This window comes from Klebsiella africana (assembly GCF_020526085.1).
Classification (GTDB): Bacteria; Pseudomonadota; Gammaproteobacteria; order Enterobacterales; family Enterobacteriaceae; genus Klebsiella; species Klebsiella africana.
In genome coordinates this window covers 2,191,937-2,210,443 of the sequence record NZ_CP084874.1, presented here as the reverse complement: position 1 = coordinate 2,210,443, position 18,507 = coordinate 2,191,937, and the positions used below count along the sequence as shown (strand labels likewise).

General features: G+C 61.6%; 20 protein-coding genes. 15 read left to right on the top strand and 5 right to left on the bottom strand.

Annotated elements, in window-relative coordinates:
• Window positions 1–34 precede the first annotated feature (34 nt).
• The 8 genes from LGL98_RS10710 to LGL98_RS10675 are packed head-to-tail and all read left to right on the top strand — an operon-like array spanning window position 35 to window position 7,720.
• Window positions 35–1,003 carry a PDR/VanB family oxidoreductase gene (locus tag LGL98_RS10710; RefSeq protein WP_136032479.1) on the top strand — a complete coding sequence of 323 codons (969 nt, stop codon included), beginning with the start codon at window positions 35–37 and terminating at the stop codon, window positions 1,001–1,003.
• Window positions 1,004–1,014: 11 nt separating this feature from the next.
• The gene (locus tag LGL98_RS10705) at window positions 1,015–2,298 is read left to right on the top strand and encodes an amidohydrolase family protein (RefSeq protein ID WP_136032477.1); all 1,284 of its coding nucleotides are present in this window, start codon (window positions 1,015–1,017) and stop codon (window positions 2,296–2,298) included.
• Window positions 2,288–2,767 (top strand): RidA family protein, encoded by a 480-nt coding sequence (locus LGL98_RS10700; RefSeq protein WP_136032475.1) that lies wholly within the window; start codon window positions 2,288–2,290, stop codon window positions 2,765–2,767. The genes LGL98_RS10705 and LGL98_RS10700 overlap by 11 nt, the downstream gene beginning before the upstream one ends.
• The gene (locus LGL98_RS10695) at window positions 2,764–3,645 is read left to right on the top strand and encodes a creatininase family protein (RefSeq protein ID WP_032453162.1); all 882 of its coding nucleotides are present in this window, start codon (window positions 2,764–2,766) and stop codon (window positions 3,643–3,645) included. The genes LGL98_RS10700 and LGL98_RS10695 overlap by 4 nt, the downstream gene beginning before the upstream one ends.
• Window positions 3,645–4,628 carry an ABC transporter substrate-binding protein gene (locus tag LGL98_RS10690; protein WP_064317712.1) on the top strand — a complete coding sequence of 328 codons (984 nt, stop codon included), beginning with the start codon at window positions 3,645–3,647 and terminating at the stop codon, window positions 4,626–4,628. Before LGL98_RS10695 ends, LGL98_RS10690 begins: the two co-directional genes overlap by 1 nt.
• Entirely contained in the window at window positions 4,625–5,455 is an 831-nt protein-coding gene (locus LGL98_RS10685; RefSeq protein ID WP_136032473.1) for an ABC transporter ATP-binding protein, read from the top strand. The genes LGL98_RS10690 and LGL98_RS10685 overlap by 4 nt, the downstream gene beginning before the upstream one ends.
• 1 nt (window position 5,456) lies before the next feature.
• Window positions 5,457–6,272, top strand: a complete 816-nt coding sequence (locus LGL98_RS10680) for an ABC transporter permease (protein ID WP_136032471.1) — start codon at window positions 5,457–5,459, stop codon at window positions 6,270–6,272.
• A 26-nt stretch (window positions 6,273–6,298) separates the two neighbouring features.
• Window positions 6,299–7,720 carry an FAD-binding oxidoreductase gene (locus tag LGL98_RS10675; protein WP_168435330.1) on the top strand — a complete coding sequence of 474 codons (1,422 nt, stop codon included), beginning with the start codon at window positions 6,299–6,301 and terminating at the stop codon, window positions 7,718–7,720.
• Between the two features lie 54 nt (window positions 7,721–7,774).
• Here the strand turns inward: LGL98_RS10675 and chrA are convergent, their stop codons facing one another.
• The 3 genes from chrA to LGL98_RS10660 all read right to left on the bottom strand — a co-directional run bounded on the left by chrA (window position 7,775) and on the right by LGL98_RS10660 (window position 10,456).
• The gene (gene chrA, locus LGL98_RS10670; RefSeq protein ID WP_136032469.1) at window positions 7,775–9,142 is read right to left on the bottom strand and encodes a chromate efflux transporter; all 1,368 of its coding nucleotides are present in this window, start codon (window positions 9,140–9,142) and stop codon (window positions 7,775–7,777) included.
• The gene (locus LGL98_RS10665; RefSeq protein WP_136032861.1) at window positions 9,111–10,070 is read right to left on the bottom strand and encodes a chromate resistance protein ChrB domain-containing protein; all 960 of its coding nucleotides are present in this window, start codon (window positions 10,068–10,070) and stop codon (window positions 9,111–9,113) included. The genes chrA and LGL98_RS10665 overlap by 32 nt, the downstream gene beginning before the upstream one ends.
• Before the next feature lie 149 nt (window positions 10,071–10,219).
• Window positions 10,220–10,456 (bottom strand): tautomerase family protein, encoded by a 237-nt coding sequence (locus tag LGL98_RS10660; RefSeq protein WP_004202976.1) that lies wholly within the window; start codon window positions 10,454–10,456, stop codon window positions 10,220–10,222.
• A gap of 60 nt (window positions 10,457–10,516) precedes the next feature.
• Between LGL98_RS10660 and LGL98_RS10655 the strand changes: the two genes are divergently transcribed.
• Window positions 10,517–10,987: a winged helix-turn-helix transcriptional regulator gene (locus tag LGL98_RS10655; protein WP_136032467.1), complete on the top strand. Its 471-nt coding sequence runs from the start codon at window positions 10,517–10,519 to the stop codon at window positions 10,985–10,987.
• Window positions 10,988–11,152: 165 nt separating this feature from the next.
• Here LGL98_RS10655 and LGL98_RS10650 read toward each other — a convergent pair whose 3' ends face one another.
• Window positions 11,153–12,061: a DUF535 family protein gene (locus tag LGL98_RS10650; protein WP_136032465.1), complete on the bottom strand. Its 909-nt coding sequence runs from the start codon at window positions 12,059–12,061 to the stop codon at window positions 11,153–11,155.
• A 290-nt stretch (window positions 12,062–12,351) separates the two neighbouring features.
• Between LGL98_RS10650 and LGL98_RS10645 the strand changes: the two genes are divergently transcribed.
• On the top strand, window positions 12,352–12,492 hold the full coding sequence (locus tag LGL98_RS10645; protein ID WP_002908189.1) for a hypothetical protein: 141 nt from the start codon (window positions 12,352–12,354) through the stop codon (window positions 12,490–12,492).
• Between the two features lie 46 nt (window positions 12,493–12,538).
• On the opposite strand, the gene LGL98_RS10640 is transcribed toward LGL98_RS10645, so the two are convergent.
• Window positions 12,539–13,429 (bottom strand): LysR family transcriptional regulator, encoded by an 891-nt coding sequence (locus LGL98_RS10640; RefSeq protein WP_168435328.1) that lies wholly within the window; start codon window positions 13,427–13,429, stop codon window positions 12,539–12,541.
• 140 nt (window positions 13,430–13,569) lie between these two features.
• Between LGL98_RS10640 and LGL98_RS10635 the strand changes: the two genes are divergently transcribed.
• Genes LGL98_RS10635 through LGL98_RS10615 form a run of 5 tightly spaced genes read left to right on the top strand, consistent with a single transcriptional unit; the run spans window position 13,570 to window position 18,500 of the window.
• Window positions 13,570–14,277, top strand: coding sequence for a CoA transferase subunit A (locus LGL98_RS10635; RefSeq protein WP_136032461.1), 708 nt, complete (start codon window positions 13,570–13,572; stop codon window positions 14,275–14,277).
• Window position 14,278: 1 nt separating this feature from the next.
• Entirely contained in the window at window positions 14,279–14,935 is a 657-nt protein-coding gene (locus tag LGL98_RS10630; RefSeq protein WP_023318479.1) for a CoA transferase subunit B, read from the top strand.
• Between the two features lie 9 nt (window positions 14,936–14,944).
• A complete protein-coding gene (locus LGL98_RS10625; RefSeq protein ID WP_136032460.1) occupies window positions 14,945–16,126 on the top strand; it encodes an acetyl-CoA C-acetyltransferase in 1,182 nt (393 codons plus the stop codon).
• Window positions 16,127–16,137: 11 nt separating this feature from the next.
• Entirely contained in the window at window positions 16,138–17,061 is a 924-nt protein-coding gene (locus tag LGL98_RS10620; RefSeq protein ID WP_136032457.1) for a 3-hydroxyacyl-CoA dehydrogenase family protein, read from the top strand.
• 44 nt (window positions 17,062–17,105) lie between these two features.
• A complete protein-coding gene (locus LGL98_RS10615) occupies window positions 17,106–18,500 on the top strand; it encodes a GntP family permease (RefSeq protein WP_014907456.1) in 1,395 nt (464 codons plus the stop codon).
• The last annotated feature ends 7 nt before the right edge of the window (window positions 18,501–18,507 follow it).

Genomic DNA, 18,507 nt, shown 5'->3' with positions numbered 1-18,507 from the left:
CTGCAGACAGCGGAGTGAGGGAGAGAAAACGGTAATGCACAGCCACGATCTTATTTCGGTCTCGGTTGGGGAAATACGCCCCAACGGACAGGGAAATCTATCATTAATATTGCAGGCGGCGGCCGGGGAAATATTACCGGCCTACTCCGCCGGGGCGCATATCGATATTATTATTCCCGGCGTCGGCCTGCGGCAGTATTCCCTGTGCGGCACGCCTGACTACAGTAATACTTATGAAATTTGCGTCAGGCTGACTGACACCTCCACCGGCGGCTCACGCTATTTGCACCAGCAGCTCAAAGCCGGCGATCGGCTCGCCATTTCTCCGCCGCGTAACCATTTTCCCCTGCCGGAGGCCGGGCGCTACCTGCTGTTTGCCGGCGGTATCGGCATCACGCCGTTGCTGGCGATGGCTGAAGCGATTGCCGCCAGAAAGGGGGCACTGGAGCTGCATTATTATGTCACCAGTTCGCGCCAGACGGCCTTCTCCCCGCGCCTGAACCAGCTGACTGCGAGCGGCACGGTGGTGATTCACTGCAGCGAGGAAGGTGCGTCGTTTCGCCAGCGGATCCCCGAATGCTTAACCACGCCCGATCCTGATACCGCAGTGGTCGCCTGCGGCCCGGAGGGTTTTATTCAGCGACTGCAGTCGGTCATGGAGGAATATCGCTGGTCGCCGTCGCAATTCGTCTTCGAGCGTTTTACTCCCGCGGCGGAAAATAATACTGCGGCGAAAAATGCGTTTTATATTGAGCTGGCCTCCAGCGGCCAGCGCCTGCAGGTCGCCGCGGATCAAACCATTGCTCAGGTATTACAGCACGCCGGCGTGGAGGTAATGCTCTCCTGCGAACAGGGAATGTGCGGATCCTGTATTACCGGAGTCCTCGACGGGATCCCCGAGCATCGGGACAGCGTGCTGACGGCGGAAGAGAAAGCCGGCAACGACCAGATCACGCTCTGCTGTTCGCGGGCGAAATCCCCGGGTCTGGTTTTGGATCTGTGAGGAGACTGACGATGACGTTCCCCTCCTCTTCTGCGCCGCTCGCCGGTATCAGCCGCGCCCGCCTCCCGGCCTGGGCGCTGCCCGACGGCTGGCCGACGCAGGCCAATGGCGAACCGCTGCTGGCGGACCTGGCCTTTCGCGACGGCCGGATTGCCGCATTGACCCCAACCGACCAGCCGGCTGCCGGTCTGTGGGACCTGGCGGGGGCCCTGACGCTCCCCGGCCTGGTGGAACCCCATGCCCATCTGGACAAGACCTTTACCATTGAACGCTGCCGTCCGGCGCAGGCCGGGCTGCTGGCGGCGATCCACGCCATGCACGAGGATCGCCAGCACTGGACCAGGGCGGATATTCAACGTCGGGCGTCCGCCGCGCTGGCCCGGGGGGCAGCGAATGGCGTGACCCATTTGCGCAGCCATATCGACTGGTTTACCGCCGACGCACCCGACGCCTGGCAGGAGATCGCTCGCCTCGATACCGGCGGCATCACCCTGGAGCGAGTGGCGCTGGTCCCGCTGACCCTGTTTCGCGATCCGGCGGACGCCGGGGCCATTGCCCGAACGGTCGCCAACAGCGGGGAGCGCTGCCTGCTGGGCGGCTTTATCCACTCCTCCAACTGGGACGCCGCCGCCATGGCAAACCTGCTGGATAGCGCGGCCCGCTGGGATCTGGATCTGGATTTGCATATCGATGAGGAGCTCCGCGAGGTGTCTCAGGGGCTGATCTGGCTGGCGGACCATCTCTCCCACCACCCTTTTCCCGGGCATATCTGCTGCAGCCACGGCTGCGCGCTGGCCGCCGGCAGCGACGAACAGGCGGCGCCGATCCTGCGCCAGCTGGCGGCGCACGGCGTCACTCTTATCGCCCTGCCGATGACCAACCTGCTGCTGCAGGATGCGACGTTCGGCCGCACGCCGCGCCAGCGAGGGATCACCCTGCTGCACGAGGCGCAGGCCGCCGGCGTGGCCACCCTGCTTGGCTGCGACAACGTACAGGACGCTTTCTGTCCGGCGGGGAGCTATGACCCGCTGGACACCCTGGCCTGCGGCCTGTTCAGCGCTCAGCTCAGCGACCTGTTCGACCGGCAGTCGCGGCTGATCTGCGATCGCGCGGCGTTAACCGGTTCGCCGGCAGACACAGCGCCCTTTGCCGTCGGGGCGGCGGCCAGCGTGGTGATTTTCCCGGGTAGCGACCGTTTTACCTGGCCTTTAAACAGCGCCGCCCGTCTGGTGGTTAACCACGGCAGGTTAACCCACCGGCGCGTGTGGCAAGAGGAGATGGCACATGAGTCTTGAAGCAGGCGCGGGGGCGCCGCTGGCGCGGTATGCCGCCTGGCGCAGAGCCGGCGATTTTATCTTTCTCTCCGGCATTATCCCGGTCAATCCCCTGACCGGCACCGTCGTCAACGGCTTTCAGGATGTGCCTGAGCCGGTGCGGGAGCTGCTGGGGGCGACCGGCGAATTTTCAACCGATGCGAAACAGGGCCCGATCCTCGCCCAGAGCTGGTACGTCCTGGAGAGCATCCGCCGCACCGTGGAGTCCGCGGGAGGGCAGATGAGCGACGTTATCAAGCTGGTGCAGTACTTTCGCAACCTTGACCATTTTCCCTATTACAGCCGGGTCAGGAAGCTGTTTTATCCCGACCAGCCGCCCGTTTCCACCGTGGTGCAGGTCAGCGAAATGCTGCCCGACGCCACGGTATTGATTGAAGTTGAAGCAACCGTCTGGTTACCCCAGCCAATTCACTCCGAGGCACCGCGATGATTAATGGTTACATTCCTGCCGCGCGCTTTCTCCCTTTTCTGAGCTGGACGGACGTGGCCGCCCTGCCGGATAAAAGCAATACGGTTATCGTCCTCCCCACCGGGGCGATCGAACAGCACGGCCCGCATCTGCCCTGCTCGGTGGACAGCGTGATATCTTCCGGCGTGGCGGGCCATGCCCTTGCCCGGCTGCCGGCGGCGATCCCGGCCTACGCCATTCCGCCGATCGTCTACGGTAAGTCCGAGGAGCATCTGCATTTTCCCGGCACCCTGACCCTCAGCGGCGATACGCTGCTGCATACCCTGCTGGAGATCGCCGAATCCCTCTATCGGGCCGGTTTTCGCAAGCTGTTGATGATCAACGGCCACGGCGGCCAGCCGCAGATCCTGCAGATCGCCTGCCGGGAAATGCGCCTGCGCCACGGGGATTTCATCGCCATCCCCCACGACGTGTTCAACGTGCCCAACTGTGAAAAACAGTTTCTCAGCCCGCATGAACAGCGGATGGCGATGCACGCCGGGCATAGCGAAACGGCGCTGATGCTGGCGCTGGCGCCGGAGTGCGTCCATATGGAACGCGCCGTCGCCAACTTCCCGCCGGAATTCCCCTGCCCGACCCTGTCAAAAGGCCGCCCGGCGGCGGCGTGGGCGTCGTATGACTTTGGCCCCAGCGGGGTGATCGGCGACCCGACCCCGGCGACGCGGGAGCAAGGCGAAGGGCTTCTCGACTCCCTCGCCGCCAGCTGGGCGCAAGCGATCATCGAGATCCACCGCATGGCCTGGGTCGAACGTCGCGAACCGACCTGGGGCAAACAGCACTGGCACGGCTTTGTGCAGTCCCTACCACCTTCTTTCGCTGCTGAATCCAAGGAGCCCTGATGAATAGCAGACCGACGCCCGTTTTTACCCTGCTGACCGTGGCCGCCCTTGCCACCTCAGCCTCCTGCTTCGCGGCGGAGAAGTTTACCTTTCTCACCAACTGGTATGCCCAGGCCGAGCACGGCGGGTTTTACCAGGCCCAGGCCACCGGGCTGTATCAGCACGCCGGTCTCGATGTCGAGATTAAAATGGGCGGCCCGCAGATTAACGTCATGCAGTTGATGGCGGCCGGTCAGGCCGATTGTACCCTTGGCGACAACGGCCAGGCGCTGGAGACCTGGCAGGCCGGGGTGCACGCGGTGACCGTCGCTACCGTGTTCCAGCACTCGCCGACGGTGTTTATCACTCATAACAAAGTGGAGAACCCGGCGGAGCTTAAAGACAAAACCTTCCTGCTCGCTACCGAGGCCTATACCTCTTTCTGGCCGTGGGCGAAGAGCGAGCTGGGTCTGGCTGGCAGCAAAGTGCGCCCCTATACCTTTAACGTTCAGCCGTTCCTCGCCGATAAAAATCTGGTGCAGCAGGGCTACGTGACCTCCGAGCCGTTCTCCGTCGCCAAAGGCGGGCAACCGTTCTATGTCTATCCGCTCAGCGACTGGGGATATCCGCCCTACGGTAACTCGATTATCTGTATGGCCGACACCATCCGCAAACGTCCGGCGGCGGTGGCGGCCTTCGTCAAAGCCTCCATGGAGGGCTGGAAAAGCTACCTGCAGGATCCCGCCCCCGGCAACAGCCTGATCGGCAAAGCGAATCCGCAAATGGGCGCCGAGCAGATCGCCTTTGGCATTGCCCAGATGAAGCAGTACCAGCTGGTGACCGGCGGCGACGCTAAGACCGGCGGCATCGGTATCATCACCGAGCCGCGGCTGAAGAAAACCTGGGACATGCTGGTGAAAAACAAACTGATCGACGCCAGCAAGGTGCCGTTTGAGCAGACCTATACCCTGGAGATGGTCAAAGACGCCGGAGTAATGCCATGAATAGCGCCCCGAAACTGACCGTGATGAGCGACACCCGCTTTATGCCCGCCTCTGCCACGCCGGCCATCGAGGTGCTGTCGGCGGAGAAGATCTACAGCAACGGCACCCGGGCGCTGCTGCCCGTCAACCTGACCATCAATCAGGGGGAGTTTATTACCCTGCTCGGCCCGTCCGGCTGCGGGAAGAGTACGCTGCTGAAGATGGTCGCCGGCCTGGTGGAGCCCAGCGACGGCAAGCTGATGCTGTGGCGGCGCGACAGCCGGGAAAAAGCCCAGCATCCGCTGTCGTTCGTCTTCCAGGAAGCCACCCTGATGCCGTGGAGCAGCGTGCGCAATAACGTCAGGCTGCCGCTGGATCTGGCCGGCGTGCCGCGGGCGGAAGGTAATACCCGGGTGAATGAAGTCCTTGAGCTGGTGGGCCTCGGCAAGTTCGCCGACGTCCTGCCGCGCGAACTCTCCGGCGGCATGCAAATGCGCGTCTCCATCGCCCGCGGCCTGGTCACCCGGCCAAAGCTGCTGCTGATGGATGAGCCCTTCGGCGCGCTGGATGAAATCACGCGTAATAAACTCGACAGCGACCTGCTGCGTCTCTGGCAGGAGCAGAACCTGACGGTGGTGTTCGTCACCCACTCGATCCACGAAGCGGTGTTTCTCTCCCAGCGGGTGATCATGATGGCGGCCCGTCCCGGACGGGTGGTGGAAGATATCGCCATCCGCGAGCCGTTCCCGCGCAGCGAGGCATTTCGCGTCAGCCCGGCCTTTTCCCTGTATGCCCGTCAGCTGCAGGACAGTCTGTTGCAGGCCAGCCAGTCCGGTATGGAGCCATAATATGAAAAACACAACCTCAACGCCGTGGGTCCAGCATCCGCGTTTTCTCAAAATTCTCTATCCGACCCTCGTCGCGGTGGCGGTGGTGCTTCTGTGGCAGGGCGCGGTGAGCTATTTCCGCATCCCGGCCTTTCTGGTGCCGTCGCCGCTGGTGATGCTGGACAGCCTGTGGACGCATCTCACGCCGCTGCTGCTGGCGCTGCTGTTCACCCTCAAGATCACCCTGATCTCGTTTCTGCTGTCGATTGTCTTAGGCGCCGCGGTGGCGTTTATCCTGGTGCAGAACCGCTTTGTGGAGACTGCCCTGTTTCCCTACATCGTGTTTTTACAGGTGACGCCGATTGTCGCCATCGCCCCGCTGATCATCATCTGGGTGAAGGACGCCACGCTCTCGCTGGTGGTGTGCGCCACCCTGATGGCGGTCTTCCCCATCATCTCCAATACCACCCAGGGACTGCGCAGCGTCTCTCCCGGCCTGCTGAGCTATTTTCGCCTCAATCACGCCAGCCGCTGGCAAACCCTGGTGCGGCTGCGTATCCCCTCGGCGCTGCCCTATTTCTTCGGCGCGCTACGTATTTCCAGCGGGCTGTCGCTGATTGGCGCGGTGGTGGCGGAGTTTGTCGCCGGCACCGGCGGGATCAATACCGGTCTGGCCTATCAGATCCTGCAGGCTGGCTACCAGCTGGATATTCCGCTGATGTTTGCCGCGCTGCTGCTGATCTCTCTCGCCGGGATCGCGCTGTTTGGCGTGATGTCCTGGGTTTCGCGCCGGGCGCTCAGCGCCTGGCATGAAAGCGAAGCCGTACAATCTCATTAATGTTTTGCTGACGAACAGGAAGAAAAATGATGACTGATGAGCAGCGTCAACACGCGGTCGCGGCGATCCAGCAGACACTCCCGACGCTGGAGTGGACCTTACAGCCGGCGAAGATCAAACGGCTTTCCCGCGATTTTCACTGGTTCAGTCCGCTACTCACTGAGCAACTGGCGGGGAAACAGGCGGACGCAGTGGTTCGCCCACGCGACGAAGAGGAACTGCGCCAGCTGGTCGCCGCCTGCGCGCAGCACCAGCTGCCGTTAACCCTGCGCGGCAGCGCCACCGGCAACTATGGCCAACTGGTCCCCCTCGAAGGCGGACTGCTGGTCGATATGACCGGACTCAACCAGATCGTCGCCCTCGGCAACGGCACGGTGCGCGCCCAGGCCGGCATTCGTCTGGCAGATATTGAAACCGCCGCCCGCCCAACGGGCTGGGAGCTGCGCTGCATGCCGTCGACCTACCGCCTGGCGAGCCTGGGCGGCCTCTACGGCGGCGGGTTCGGCGGCATCGGCTCCATCAACTATGGGCCGCTGGCGGCGCCCGGCAATGTGCTCAGCGTCAAAGTGATGACCGTCGAGCCGGTCCCTCGCGTGTTGACCGTCCCGGCTCCCGAAGCGCTGCTGCTGCATCACGCCTACGGCACCAACGGCATTATCCTGGAGGTTGAGCTGGCGCTGGCGCCCGTGCACCAGTGGATTGAACGCCTGGACGTGTTTGACGATTTCGCCGATGCGCTGAACTATGCCAACGCCTGCGTCCGCTCGCCGGGGCTGGTGAAGCGCCAGGTGGCGCTGCTGGCCACGCCGATCGCCGATTATTTTAGCCACCTCAACGATCGTTACCGCACCGGGCAGCATGCGGTTATCAGCCTGATTGCCGAGGAGAGCGAAGGACTCTGCGCCAGCCTGTTACAACGCCATCGCGGGAGCAACGCCATCCGTCAGGCCAGCGACGAGGCCCGGACGCAAAACGCCTCGTTAATGGAATACTGCTGGAACCACACCACCCTGCATGCGCTCAAGGTGGACAATACGCTGACCTATCTGCAGACAGCGTTTGATCCGCAGCGCTATCCGCAGCAAATTTTACAGATGGAGCAGCATTTCGCCGGGGAGGTGATGTCCCATATTGAGTTTCTGCGCGATATCGAGGGCAATCTCACCGCCAGCGGTCTGCAGCTGGTGCGCTATACCACGCCCGCGCGGCTAAACGCCATCATGCAGATATTTCGCGACAACGACGTCAAGATTAACAATCCTCACGTGCTGCAGGTTGAGGACGGCAAACAGGGCGTGATCCGTCCTGACGTCGTGGCGGTGAAACAATCTCTCGACCCGGCGGGATTGCTTAACCCCGGCAAGCTGCGCGGCTGGGCGCTGCGCGACCAGCTGGAGCTGGACAGCAACCCGCTGGCGCGGGCCACCCGCGAAGGCTCCACGACCTGAGCGTCCCCGGTCCGGTTGGGCGCTACCGGGTCGCTGACCCGTCGCCGCCCAACCTTATCCTGCGCCGGACAGACCCGCCATATGGACGATTAGCCCTACCACGGCGGCGGCGGCCAGCACCCAGGTCAGCTTCCACTTATAGCGAAACAGCAGCCCGGCGGCGCCCAGGGCAATGGCCGCGGACCATGGGTCGAAACCGGATGTTCCCCAGACGCTATGCCAGATAAAAAACAGCGCCAGATTCAGGATAACGCCCACCACTGCGGCGGTGATGGCAGTCAACGGCGCGGTGAATCCCACCTTATTATGGGTCGTTTCAATAAACGGCCCGCCAGCGAGAATAAAGATAAACGAGGGTAAAAAAGTAAACCATGTCACGAGGCACGCCGCCACGATGCCCCCCAGCAATACATCATCAACGCCCAACACCGCATTGGTGTAGCCGCCGACAAACCCGACAAAGGTCACCACCATGATCAACGGTCCGGGGGTCGATTCCCCAAGAGCAAGACCGTCCATCATCTGCCCCGCCGTCAGCCAGCCATAGTGGGTCACCGCCCCCTGGTAAACATAAGGTAAGACGGCATATGCCCCGCCAAAGGTCATCAGCGCGGCTTTGGTAAAGAACCCGCTCATCTGGGTCAAGGGATGCGCCCAGCCCAGCAGAAGCGTCAGGGCGGCCATCGGCACCAGCCACAGCAGCATCCCGGCAATCAGCACCCGGGAGGTACGCCGCCAGCTGAAAATGGCATGGGCCGGGATCGGCGTCGTGTCATCAATGATGGCGGCTCCGCCAGGGTGACTCTGTGCACGGTGGGCGTCCGCTTTGCCGAATATCGCCGGCGCCAGCCGTCCGCCGATAAAACCGACTATCGCCGCGGCGAGGACGATCAACGGAAAAGGAACGTTCAGCGCAAAAATAGCGACAAAGGCAGCGGCGGCGATAGCCCAGTAGGCGCCATTTTTCAGCGCCCGCGAGCCGATGCGGTGCGCCGCCTGCAATACGATTGCCGCTACGGCCGGTTTGATGCCATAAAAAATCCCCACCACCACCGCGACATCTCCCCAGACGAGGTAGATCCACGCCAGGAAAATAAGCAACAGCAGAGAGGGCAAAATAAACAGCACCCCGGCGATGACGCCCCCCCAGGTTTTATGCATCAGCCAGCCGATGTAGGTCGCCAGCTGCTGGGCCTCCGGGCCGGGCAGGACCATACAAAAATTGAGCGCATGGAGGAATCGCCCTTCCGATATCCAGCGCCGGTTATCCACCAGCTCCTGGTGCATCATGGCGATCTGCCCGGCAGGCCCGCCGAAGCTGATGAAGCCAAGCTTCAGCCAGAAGCGAAATGCCTGCCAGAAGGAGACGGAAGCGACGACGGAAGGGCTATCAGTCTGCGGAAGAACGACCGTTTTGCTCATGGTTGCCAGACCTCATTTCACAGGACCTCAGTAAGCCGTCGAACAGCAAGCAAGCTGTCGCCAGCAGTTGGTCATCGTCCGTAATGGTTTCCCGCAGCCCTGCAAGAACACTCTCCACGCCCGCCGCCTCCGGGGTCGGTGCCCCACCGACGTCCAGGAAGTGGATCAGCCGCGCCAGGCTGTCGGGTATCACCGCTTCCAGCGCAAAGCGCCGGACCAGAACTTCGAAGGTCACCCGCGTGCCGACGTGGCTGAACGGCGCGCCGTCAAAATCAAAGCCGACCGCCGTCGCCGGACAGTCCTCAGGCGCGGCCAGCCACAGGAACCGCGCCTCGTGGTCGATAAAACGCCGGATAAGCCAGGCGCTGGCCAGACGATCGACCCATGGGCGTCGGCGGGTGGCCCACTGCCGGCCGCGAAAGGCTTCTCTGTCCAGCAGGCTCAGCTCCCCCGCCACCGCCTGCGGCTCGTCCGGTGATAACCGCTGATTAATCGCCTGCTCAAGAGCGGCCAGTCGCTCAGCGGCTTGCTCCCGGGCGGCCCCCGGGAAGAAATCAATGGCCTCAATTCGCCGGTAATCACGCTGAATTTTACGCAGCTGTTTCAGCTGAGCCGCCAGTTCGTCGGCGGATAACGCCCTCTGCAGCGCCTGCAGATCCTGCAACAGCGCGCCGTACTGTTCGCGGCGATCGAAGAGCGGCCTGAGCATCTCTTCTTCCGCTGACTCAATCGTAAACACATGCCCGGTCCCCCCTTCCGCGCGGATCGCCTCGCAGGTGCTGAGGAAGGTCTCATGGCCCTGGCGCACGTCGGGCAGCAGATAGACCCCGTCGCGCAGGACCGCTGCCCCGCTCTGCTTCAGGGTTCGCCAGACACGCATGCGCAGCGTGGCTTGCGAGGTTGTGAGGTTAAGTATCAAGAGGTGCATTGTCATGATGTAGAGATTACTACAGCATGTAGCGTGTGTGACGTTTACAGGCGCTGTAGCTTAGACGAAGTTCAGTAAAGCAAAGCCAAAAAGCGCAAATGGCGCGCCCGCTGACAGACCGGGCTTCACAGCCCGGTTTTTCATAGAAGTCAGTCACGCCGCGCGGCGGCAAATTTTGCCGCGATCATCGCGGCCGTCGGCTGTACGCCCCCCAGACTCCACTGCTCCGGGTCATGTTCGTCAATGCGGATCCACACCGACTGGCGGAACTGCGGATCGCCCTGCCCCTCAATCTCCACCAGCAGATCGGTCATCCGTCGCAGCAGCTCACTTTTCTGTTCCGCCGTCATGATCCCTTTAATGGTTTGCACGTTAACAAATGGCACGCTATGCTCCTTAGCATCTAAGTCTAAAATTAAAACTCAGCGTAGAAGGTCAATCTCACGATGTCAAAAAATAAAGCACTGCCCTATCTCGAGCCGGAACTGTGCGGCCTGGCGGAAGGGGCGAAAATCCTCGGCGACCGCTGGGTGCTGTTGATCCTCCGCGAAGCGTTTTACGGCGTAACGCGTTTTGAAACGATGCTGGCGCACACCCACATCACCCGCCAGACGCTCACCACCCGGTTAAAAAACCTGACCGAAATGGGATTATTGAGAAAAGTGCCCTACCGGGAAGCCGGCTCCCGCGAGCGTTATGAATATGTTCTGACCGACAAAAGCCGTAGCCTGGCGCTGGTGCTGTTCGCCCTGATGGAATGGGGCCATCAGCAGGTGCTGCACAGCGCACCGCATATTGCGCTGGTGGACACCGCCAGCGGTGAAACCGCTCATCCCGGATTTGTCACCGCCAGCGGCAAGGTAGCGAGCCCCGGCGCGCTACAGATCGTCAAAGTCGGTACCCATGCCGAAACCTGAAGAATGTATTCCTGGCACTGCTTGCCGGACGCGCGGCCTCGCCATTTTCGACCGGCCACAAAAATCCTGGGATATGATGAAATCTGGCTGGGAACGCGCCAGTGAAGAAAGGATATCGCCAGGCGAGCAACAGCCCCCTGCTGCTCGCCAGACGTATAAGTGGCGTTAATTCACCCGCGCTGGCAACGTAATTTGCTGCAGGGCATTCGCCATATTAATCTGAATCAGCTCTTTAAGACCTTCGCGCTTAATAAACTGGCTCCGGTGCTTACTTTTCACCTCTTCAATACCCTTTTTGCTCTCTTGCGCCGGCAGTTTATACCAGCCGCGAGCCTGTTTCTCACCGCCCATTTCCAGCCACAGCGATGAATAACTGGCTTTCACCAGATCGCTTTTCACGTGGTAATCAGAATCGATCGCGTAGACCGTGGAGATGTTGAAATATCGCAGCAAACCATACAGCACGCTCATGATGATATTTTTCGGTCGCGCGCCATGCAGCTCTTTAGTCAGCACCTTCACTTCGTCATTGGTGATATCTTTCCCGCCCTGGATGCCGCCGATATAGGCGCGGCCATCGTCGGTACAGGAAAAACAGACGCTATAGACGCGCCGGTCACCGAGAAACAACTGCAGCATCAGTTCCCCCTCCTCCTGAAACGGCGACGCCAACAGCTTAACGTCAAGGTTATCGCCATTTTTCAGAGGGATGGAGAACATTGTGCGACCAAAATCCGCCACATTGTAGAGCTGCGGCAGGACATCAGGCTGAAACGTTTTCTCAATAAAATTTAGTGAACCGTGGGCAATATCCAGCTTGCGTCGTTTTGACAGCCGTTTATTGAGATAAGCTTTAAACGGTTTATCCTCGAAAGGCACCAGTCCTTTCGTCACTGCGGTCAATCGCGCACACTGATATTTTGCACAAAGTTCTTGATATTCTCTGTATTTACCTCCTGCGAGCGAGAGCTCTCTGCATTTTCGTAAAATTTTTTTATAGTTTATTTTGACCTGACCGATCACTTTATTATGTTTACGCCATTCTTTGATGGCGCCTGCAACAGTATGTTCCATTGATTAAGATCCATAGATTCATCCATAATCGCGGCCATATTAACATAAAAGCGTTTCGTCAACGCTTAATTACTCCTTCGTTGTCCTTTCATTTAATATATACACAGGAAATCATTCTGACTGGTGATTAATTAAGCCAACGCCAGTCTGTCAACGGTTATTTATGGTAGGGGAAGCCCGCCAGCGGGTGACTTAACGCTCTGTGCGTTCGGCGCAGTGAGCGGCTACATCCGCTGGCGGTTTTGCCCTATACTTGACGCTGATTAAAAACCAGCAACGATAGGTAACTTATGGAAATTGATCTCGACAACCTGGTCTTCAGCGGCCTGGATGAAGCGGAAGAGCGCAACGCGGAGCGTCTGGAAGAAGCGGACAAAAAAGCCCAGGCGATCGTTGCCGATGATGATTGCGGCGACGCCTGCAAAATCTGATTGTCAAACCGGCCAGCAGGCCGGTTTTTTTGCCCCTCCCGCCTGCTCAGGTCGGCAAGAACCCTTTCAGCGTATCCAGCAGCGCCTGCGCTGCCTTTGACAGCGGCAGATGTCCGGCATGGATCGCGCCGACGCACTTTTCAATCGGCGGATCGCTGAGCGGGATGCAGACGGCCCCCAGGGAAGTCATCTGCGTTTTACACAGCGCCGGCACCGCGCTGCCCCCCAGCCCGCTGGCCACCATTCTCCCCACCGTCACCAGCTGATGACTCTCCAGCGCCACGTCCAGCTGACGACCGCTGCGCGCCAGCGCCTCCTCCAGCATCAGGCGTACCGCCGAGGGACGCTGCAGAGTAATAAAATCGAGGGTCAACAGCTCCTGCCAGGTGAGCTGCTTTTTCTTCGCCAGCGGGGATTGCCGGGGAACGATCGCCACGAAGCGGTCCACCGCCAGCGGGGTAAATAGCAAATTGTGGCTGGGCGATGGCTCGAAGGCGATGCCCATCTCCACTCGCCCCTCGCGCACCATCTCGATCACCTGCTCATTAATCACGTCATGCACCGTGACGTTCACCCCGGCATAGCGGTCGCGAAAGGCTTTCAGCGCCTCCGGCAGAACATTGGCGGCAAACGACGGCATCGCGGCGACCGAGATTTTCCCCCGCTGCAGGGTAAAGCTTTGACGCATCGCCTCCTCGACGTTATCCCAGTCGGCAAGCAGCTGACGGGCCATCGGCAGAAAGAGTTCCCCCTCCTGAGTAAGATTCACCTTGCGGGTGCTGCGCTGCAGCAGCGCGCCGCCCAGCGCCTCCTCTAACCCTTTGATAGTCAGGCTGAGAGCAGGCTGTGACAGATTCAGCCTTTCGCTGGCGTGGGCGAAATTCAGAGTGTGAGCTACCGCTAAAAACGCGCGTAACTGTTTGACACTCATTCTCATTTTTCATCCTGTTAACTAATTGAAAAAAATTAGTTAACAGGAAATTAATTAAAATTCCAAATGAGTGAGTCACAAATTCAAAATTATCAAATCAGTCGCCTGCACCAATGATAAGGCTATCGCAAGGCAGGAGAGACAAGATGGCAGGACTGGATAAACGCGTCGCCAGCTACGAAGCGGCGCTGGAAGGGTTAACGGACGGCATGACGCTGCTCGCCGGCGGCTTCGGCTTGTGCGGTATACCTGAGAATTTGATCGCCGAGGTGCAACGCCGCCAGGTGCAGGGGCTGACGGTGGTTTCCAATAACTGCGGCGTTGACGGCTTCGGTCTCGGCCTGCTGCTGGCGTCGCGCCAGGTCAGCAAGGTGGTGGCCTCTTACGTCGGGGAAAACGCGCTGTTTGAACAGCTGGTGCTGAGCGGCGAGCTGGCGGTTGAGCTTACCCCGCAGGGAACGCTGGCGGAAAAAATCCGCGCCGGTGGCGCCGGCATCCCCGGCTTTTACACCGCCACCGGGTATGGCACCCCGATCGCCGAAGGCAAAGAGGTGCGCCAGTTCGACGGCAGGCACTACATCCTTGAAGAGGCGATCCGCGGCGATTTCGCGCTGGTCAAAGGCTGGAAAGCCGACTGGTACGGCAATGTGGTTTATCGCCATACCGCGCAGAATTTCAACCCGCTGATGGCTACCGCCGGGCGCATTACGGTGGTGGAGGTGGAAGAGATTGTGCCGCCGGGCGAACTGCCGCCCTCCGCCATCCACACCCCGGGGATCTATGTCGACCGGCTGATCGTCGGGCAATTCGAAAAACGTATTGAACAGCGCACCCTGCGCGCCGGAGGGTACTGAGATGCTGACCCGTGAACAAATGGCGATGCGCGTCGCCCAGGAGCTGCGCGACGGTGACTATGTCAATCTCGGGATCGGTATCCCGACGCTGGTGGCCAACTACATTCCCGCCGGTATTGAGGTGATGCTCCAGTCGGAGAACGGCCTGCTGGGGATGGGCGAATTTCCCGATGAGGAAACCCTCGACGCCGACATGATTAACGCCGGCAAACAGACCGTCACCGCGCAAACCGGGGCGGCAATCTTCGATTCCGCCCAGTCGTTCGCCATGATCCGCGGCGGCCACGTCGACCTGACCGTTCTTGGCGCCTTTGAGGTCGACGTCGCGGGGAATATCGCTTCGTGGATGATCCCTGGAAAAATGGTCAAGGGGATGGGCGGCGCCATGGACCTGGTGGCCGGCGCGCAGAACATCATCGTGGTGATGACCCATGCCTCAAAAAACGGCGAATCCAAACTGCTGCCGCAGTGCACCCTGCCGCTTACCGGCGTGGGCTGTATTCGCCGGGTGCTCACCGACCTGGCCCTGCTGGACATTGTCGACGGCGCATTTGTCCTGCGCGAAGTAGCTCCTGGGGTCAGCCCTGACGAGGTGATACGTAAAACGGCGGGACGGCTGATCGTGGCCGACGATGTGCGCGAAATGCGCTTCAGCTAAGGAGAGACCATGACCGATATTGCCATTGTTGCTGCAGCACGTACCCCGATCGGCAGCTTTCGCGGCGCCTTCGCCCCTCTTTCCGCCGTCGAGCTCGGCGCCGCGGTGGTGCGCAGCCTGCTTGAACGCTGCCAGCTTCCCGCCGCGGCGGTCGACGAACTGATTTTCGGCCAGGTGCTCACCGCCGGATGTGGACAGAACCCGGCGCGGCAGACCGCGCTGCGGGCCGGCCTGCCGGTCGACACCCCGGCGGTCACCGTCAATCTGGTGTGCGGCTCCGGGCTGAAAGCGGTTCAGCAGGCGGTGCAGGCGATCCGCTGCGGCGACGCCGGGATCGTCATCGCTGGCGGCCAGGAGAGCATGAGCAATGCCCCCTATCTGATGCATGGCGCCCGCGACGGCCTGCGTTTCGGCCACGCCAGCCTGCAGGACAGCATGATTCTGGACGGCCTGTGGGATGCCTTTAACGACTATCACATGGGCATTACCGCCGAGAACCTCGCCGACGCTTTCGACATCAGCCGCGAGCGCCAGGATGCCTTCGCCGTCAGTTCCCAGCGCAAAGCGGCGGCCGCCATCGCCGCCGGACGCTTTCGCGACGAGATCGTTCCGGTCAGCGTCCCGCAGGGCAAAAAACCGTCGCGAAGGGTGACTGACGATGAACAACCGCGCCCGGAGACCAGCGAGCAGCAGCTGGCCCAGCTGCGCCCGGCGTTTCGTCCCGTTGACGGCAGCGTCACCGCCGGGAATGCCTCGTCGCTGAACGACGGCGCCGCGGCGGTCCTGCTGATGCGCGTCGATAAAGCGCGCGAGCTTGGGCTGCCGGTGCTGGCGCGCATTGTCAGCTCAGCGGTCGCCGGGGTTGATCCGTCGGTGATGGGCATCGGCCCGGTGAGCGCCTGCCGTCAGGCGCTGCAGCGCGCCGGCTGGACGCTTGACGAGGTGGATCTTATCGAAGCCAACGAGGCTTTTGCCGTCCAGGCGCTGGCCGTCGGTCAGTTGCTTGAGTGGGATAGCGAGAAGGTCAACGTCAACGGCGGCGCCATCGCCCTCGGGCATCCCATCGGCGCCTCCGGCTGCCGGATCCTCGTCAGCCTGGTGCATGAGATGCAGCGCCGGGGCGCCAGCAAAGGGCTGGCAACCCTATGCGTCGGCGGCGGCCAGGGCATCGCCATGACTCTACAACGTTAACAGGAGCCACTATGTTTACACCACGCCTGGCGGTACTTGGCGCGGGACTGATGGGCGTCGGTATCGCCTGTCATTTCGCCCGTCACGGTCACGCCGTCCGCCTGTATGACACCGACCCGCAGCGTCTCGCCGAGATTCCCACGGTGGCCAGCGCCATCCTGCGCGAGCTGGAGGCCAGCGGCCAGCAGGATCCCGCCGACCGCGACGCCGTGCTGGCCCGATTGACCCCCACCCCGACGCTGAATGCCCTGGCCGATGCCACGCTGCTGATTGAAGCGATCCCCGAACGGCTGGCGCTGAAGCACGCCCTCTATGCCGAGCTGGAAACGCTGATCGCCGACGAGGCGATTATCGCCAGCAACACCAGCGGCCTGCCGCCGGATCAGCTGGCGCAGGGCATGCGCCTTCCGGAACGGCTGCTGATCGCCCATTTCTGGCATCCGCCGCACCTGATCCCGCTAGTGGAAGTGGTGCCCGGGAGCGCCACGCTGCCCCATCTGGCGCGCCAGATGAGCGACTTTTGCGCCGCCTGCGCGCTGGAGGCGGTGGTACTCAACCGCGCCGCGCCGGGCTTTGTCGGCAACCGGCTGCAGTTCGCCCTGTTGCGCGAAGCGCTGCATATCGTCCACAGCGGTATCGCTTCCCCGGAAGTGGTGGACCAGGTGATGCGCGCCTCGCTGGGCCGCCGCTATGCGATGGTCGGCCCGCTGGAAGCGGCGGACATGACCGGCCTGGCGACGGTCCAGGATATCTGTCAGCACCTGCTGCCGGAGCTGGCCAGCGGGACCGAGATGATGTCGCTGGTGGCGGAGAAGGTGGCGCGAGGCGACACCGGCGCCCGCAGCGGGCAAGGTTTTTACCGCTGGGACGAGGCGCGGCACCAGCGCATCCAGTCGCGCCGGGAACATCAGCTGCGCTTCGCCCTGAAACCCTAGTATCGCGTTCTGTACCCCTACAATAACAATGAGAGTGAGACGTCGTGATGAGTGTGATAATTGCCCTGGCCGCGCTGGCGTTACTGATGCTGGCGGCCTACCGTGGATACAGCGTGATCCTCTTCGCGCCGATCGCCGCCCTCGGCGCGGTGCTGCTCACCGACCCGGGCGCGGTCGGCCCGGCCTTTACCGGCCTGTTTATGGAAAAAATGGTCGGCTTTGTGAAGCTCTATTTCCCGGTGTTTCTGCTGGGCGCCGTGTTCGGCAAGCTGATTGAGCTGTCGGGATTCTCGCGGTCGATTGTCGCTGCCGCCATCCGCATCCTCGGACGCCGCCATGCGATCCCGGTGATCGTGCTGGTCTGCGCCCTGCTGACCTACGGCGGGGTGTCGCTGTTTGTGGTGGCCTTTGCCGTCTACCCTTTCGCCGCCGAACTGTTTCGTCAGAGTGGGATCCCCAAACGGCTGATCCCGGCCACCGTCGCCCTCGGAGCCTTCTCGTTTACCATGGACGCCCTGCCCGGCACGCCGCAGATCCAGAATATTATTCCCACCAGCTTCTTCGGCACCAACGCCTGGGCGGCCCCGTGGCTGGGGCTTATCGGCTCGCTGTTCATTATCATCTTCGGTTTGCTGTGGCTGGAGCGTCAGCGCCGCAAAGCGCAGGCCCGCGGCGAAGGCTATGGGACCGACCTGCAAAATGAGCCGGAGACCCCGGATGACATCGATCTGCCGCATCCGCTGATCGCTATCGCCCCGTTGCTGTTAGTGGGGGTGCTGAATCTGCTGTTCACCCACTGGATCCCGCAGTGGTACGGCGCCAGCCATGAGCTCACCCTGCCGGGTCTGGCGAAGCCTGTCGTCACCGAAGTGGGGAAAATCACCGCCATCTGGGCGGTGCAGGCGGCGCTGCTCTCCGGCATTGTGCTGGTGCTGGTTTGCGGCTATCGCAATATTCGCGGCCGGCTGGCGGAGGGAAGCCGGACGGCGGTCGGCGGGGCTATTCTGGCGGCGATGAACACCGCCTCTGAGTATGGTTTCGGCGCGGTGATAGCCGCCCTGCCGGGTTTCCTGGTGCTGTCGAAAGCCCTCGCGGCCATTCCGAATCCGCTGTTAAACGAGGCGATCAGCGTCACGGTGCTGGCCGGGATCACCGGCTCGGCCTCCGGAGGAATGAGCATCGCCCTGGCGGCGATGTCCGAGACCTTTGTCGCCGCCGCCCACGCCGCCAATATTCCGCTGGAGGTCCTGCACCGGGTCGCCGCTATGGCCAGCGGCGGCATGGACACCCTGCCGCATAACGGGGCGGTGATCACCCTGCTGGCGATCACCGGCCTGAGCCATCGCCAGGCCTACGGCGGCATTTTCGCCATCACGGTGATCAAAAGCCTCGCGGTACTGTTTGTCATTGCCACGTTCTATGTGACCGGCATTGTCTGATACCAGA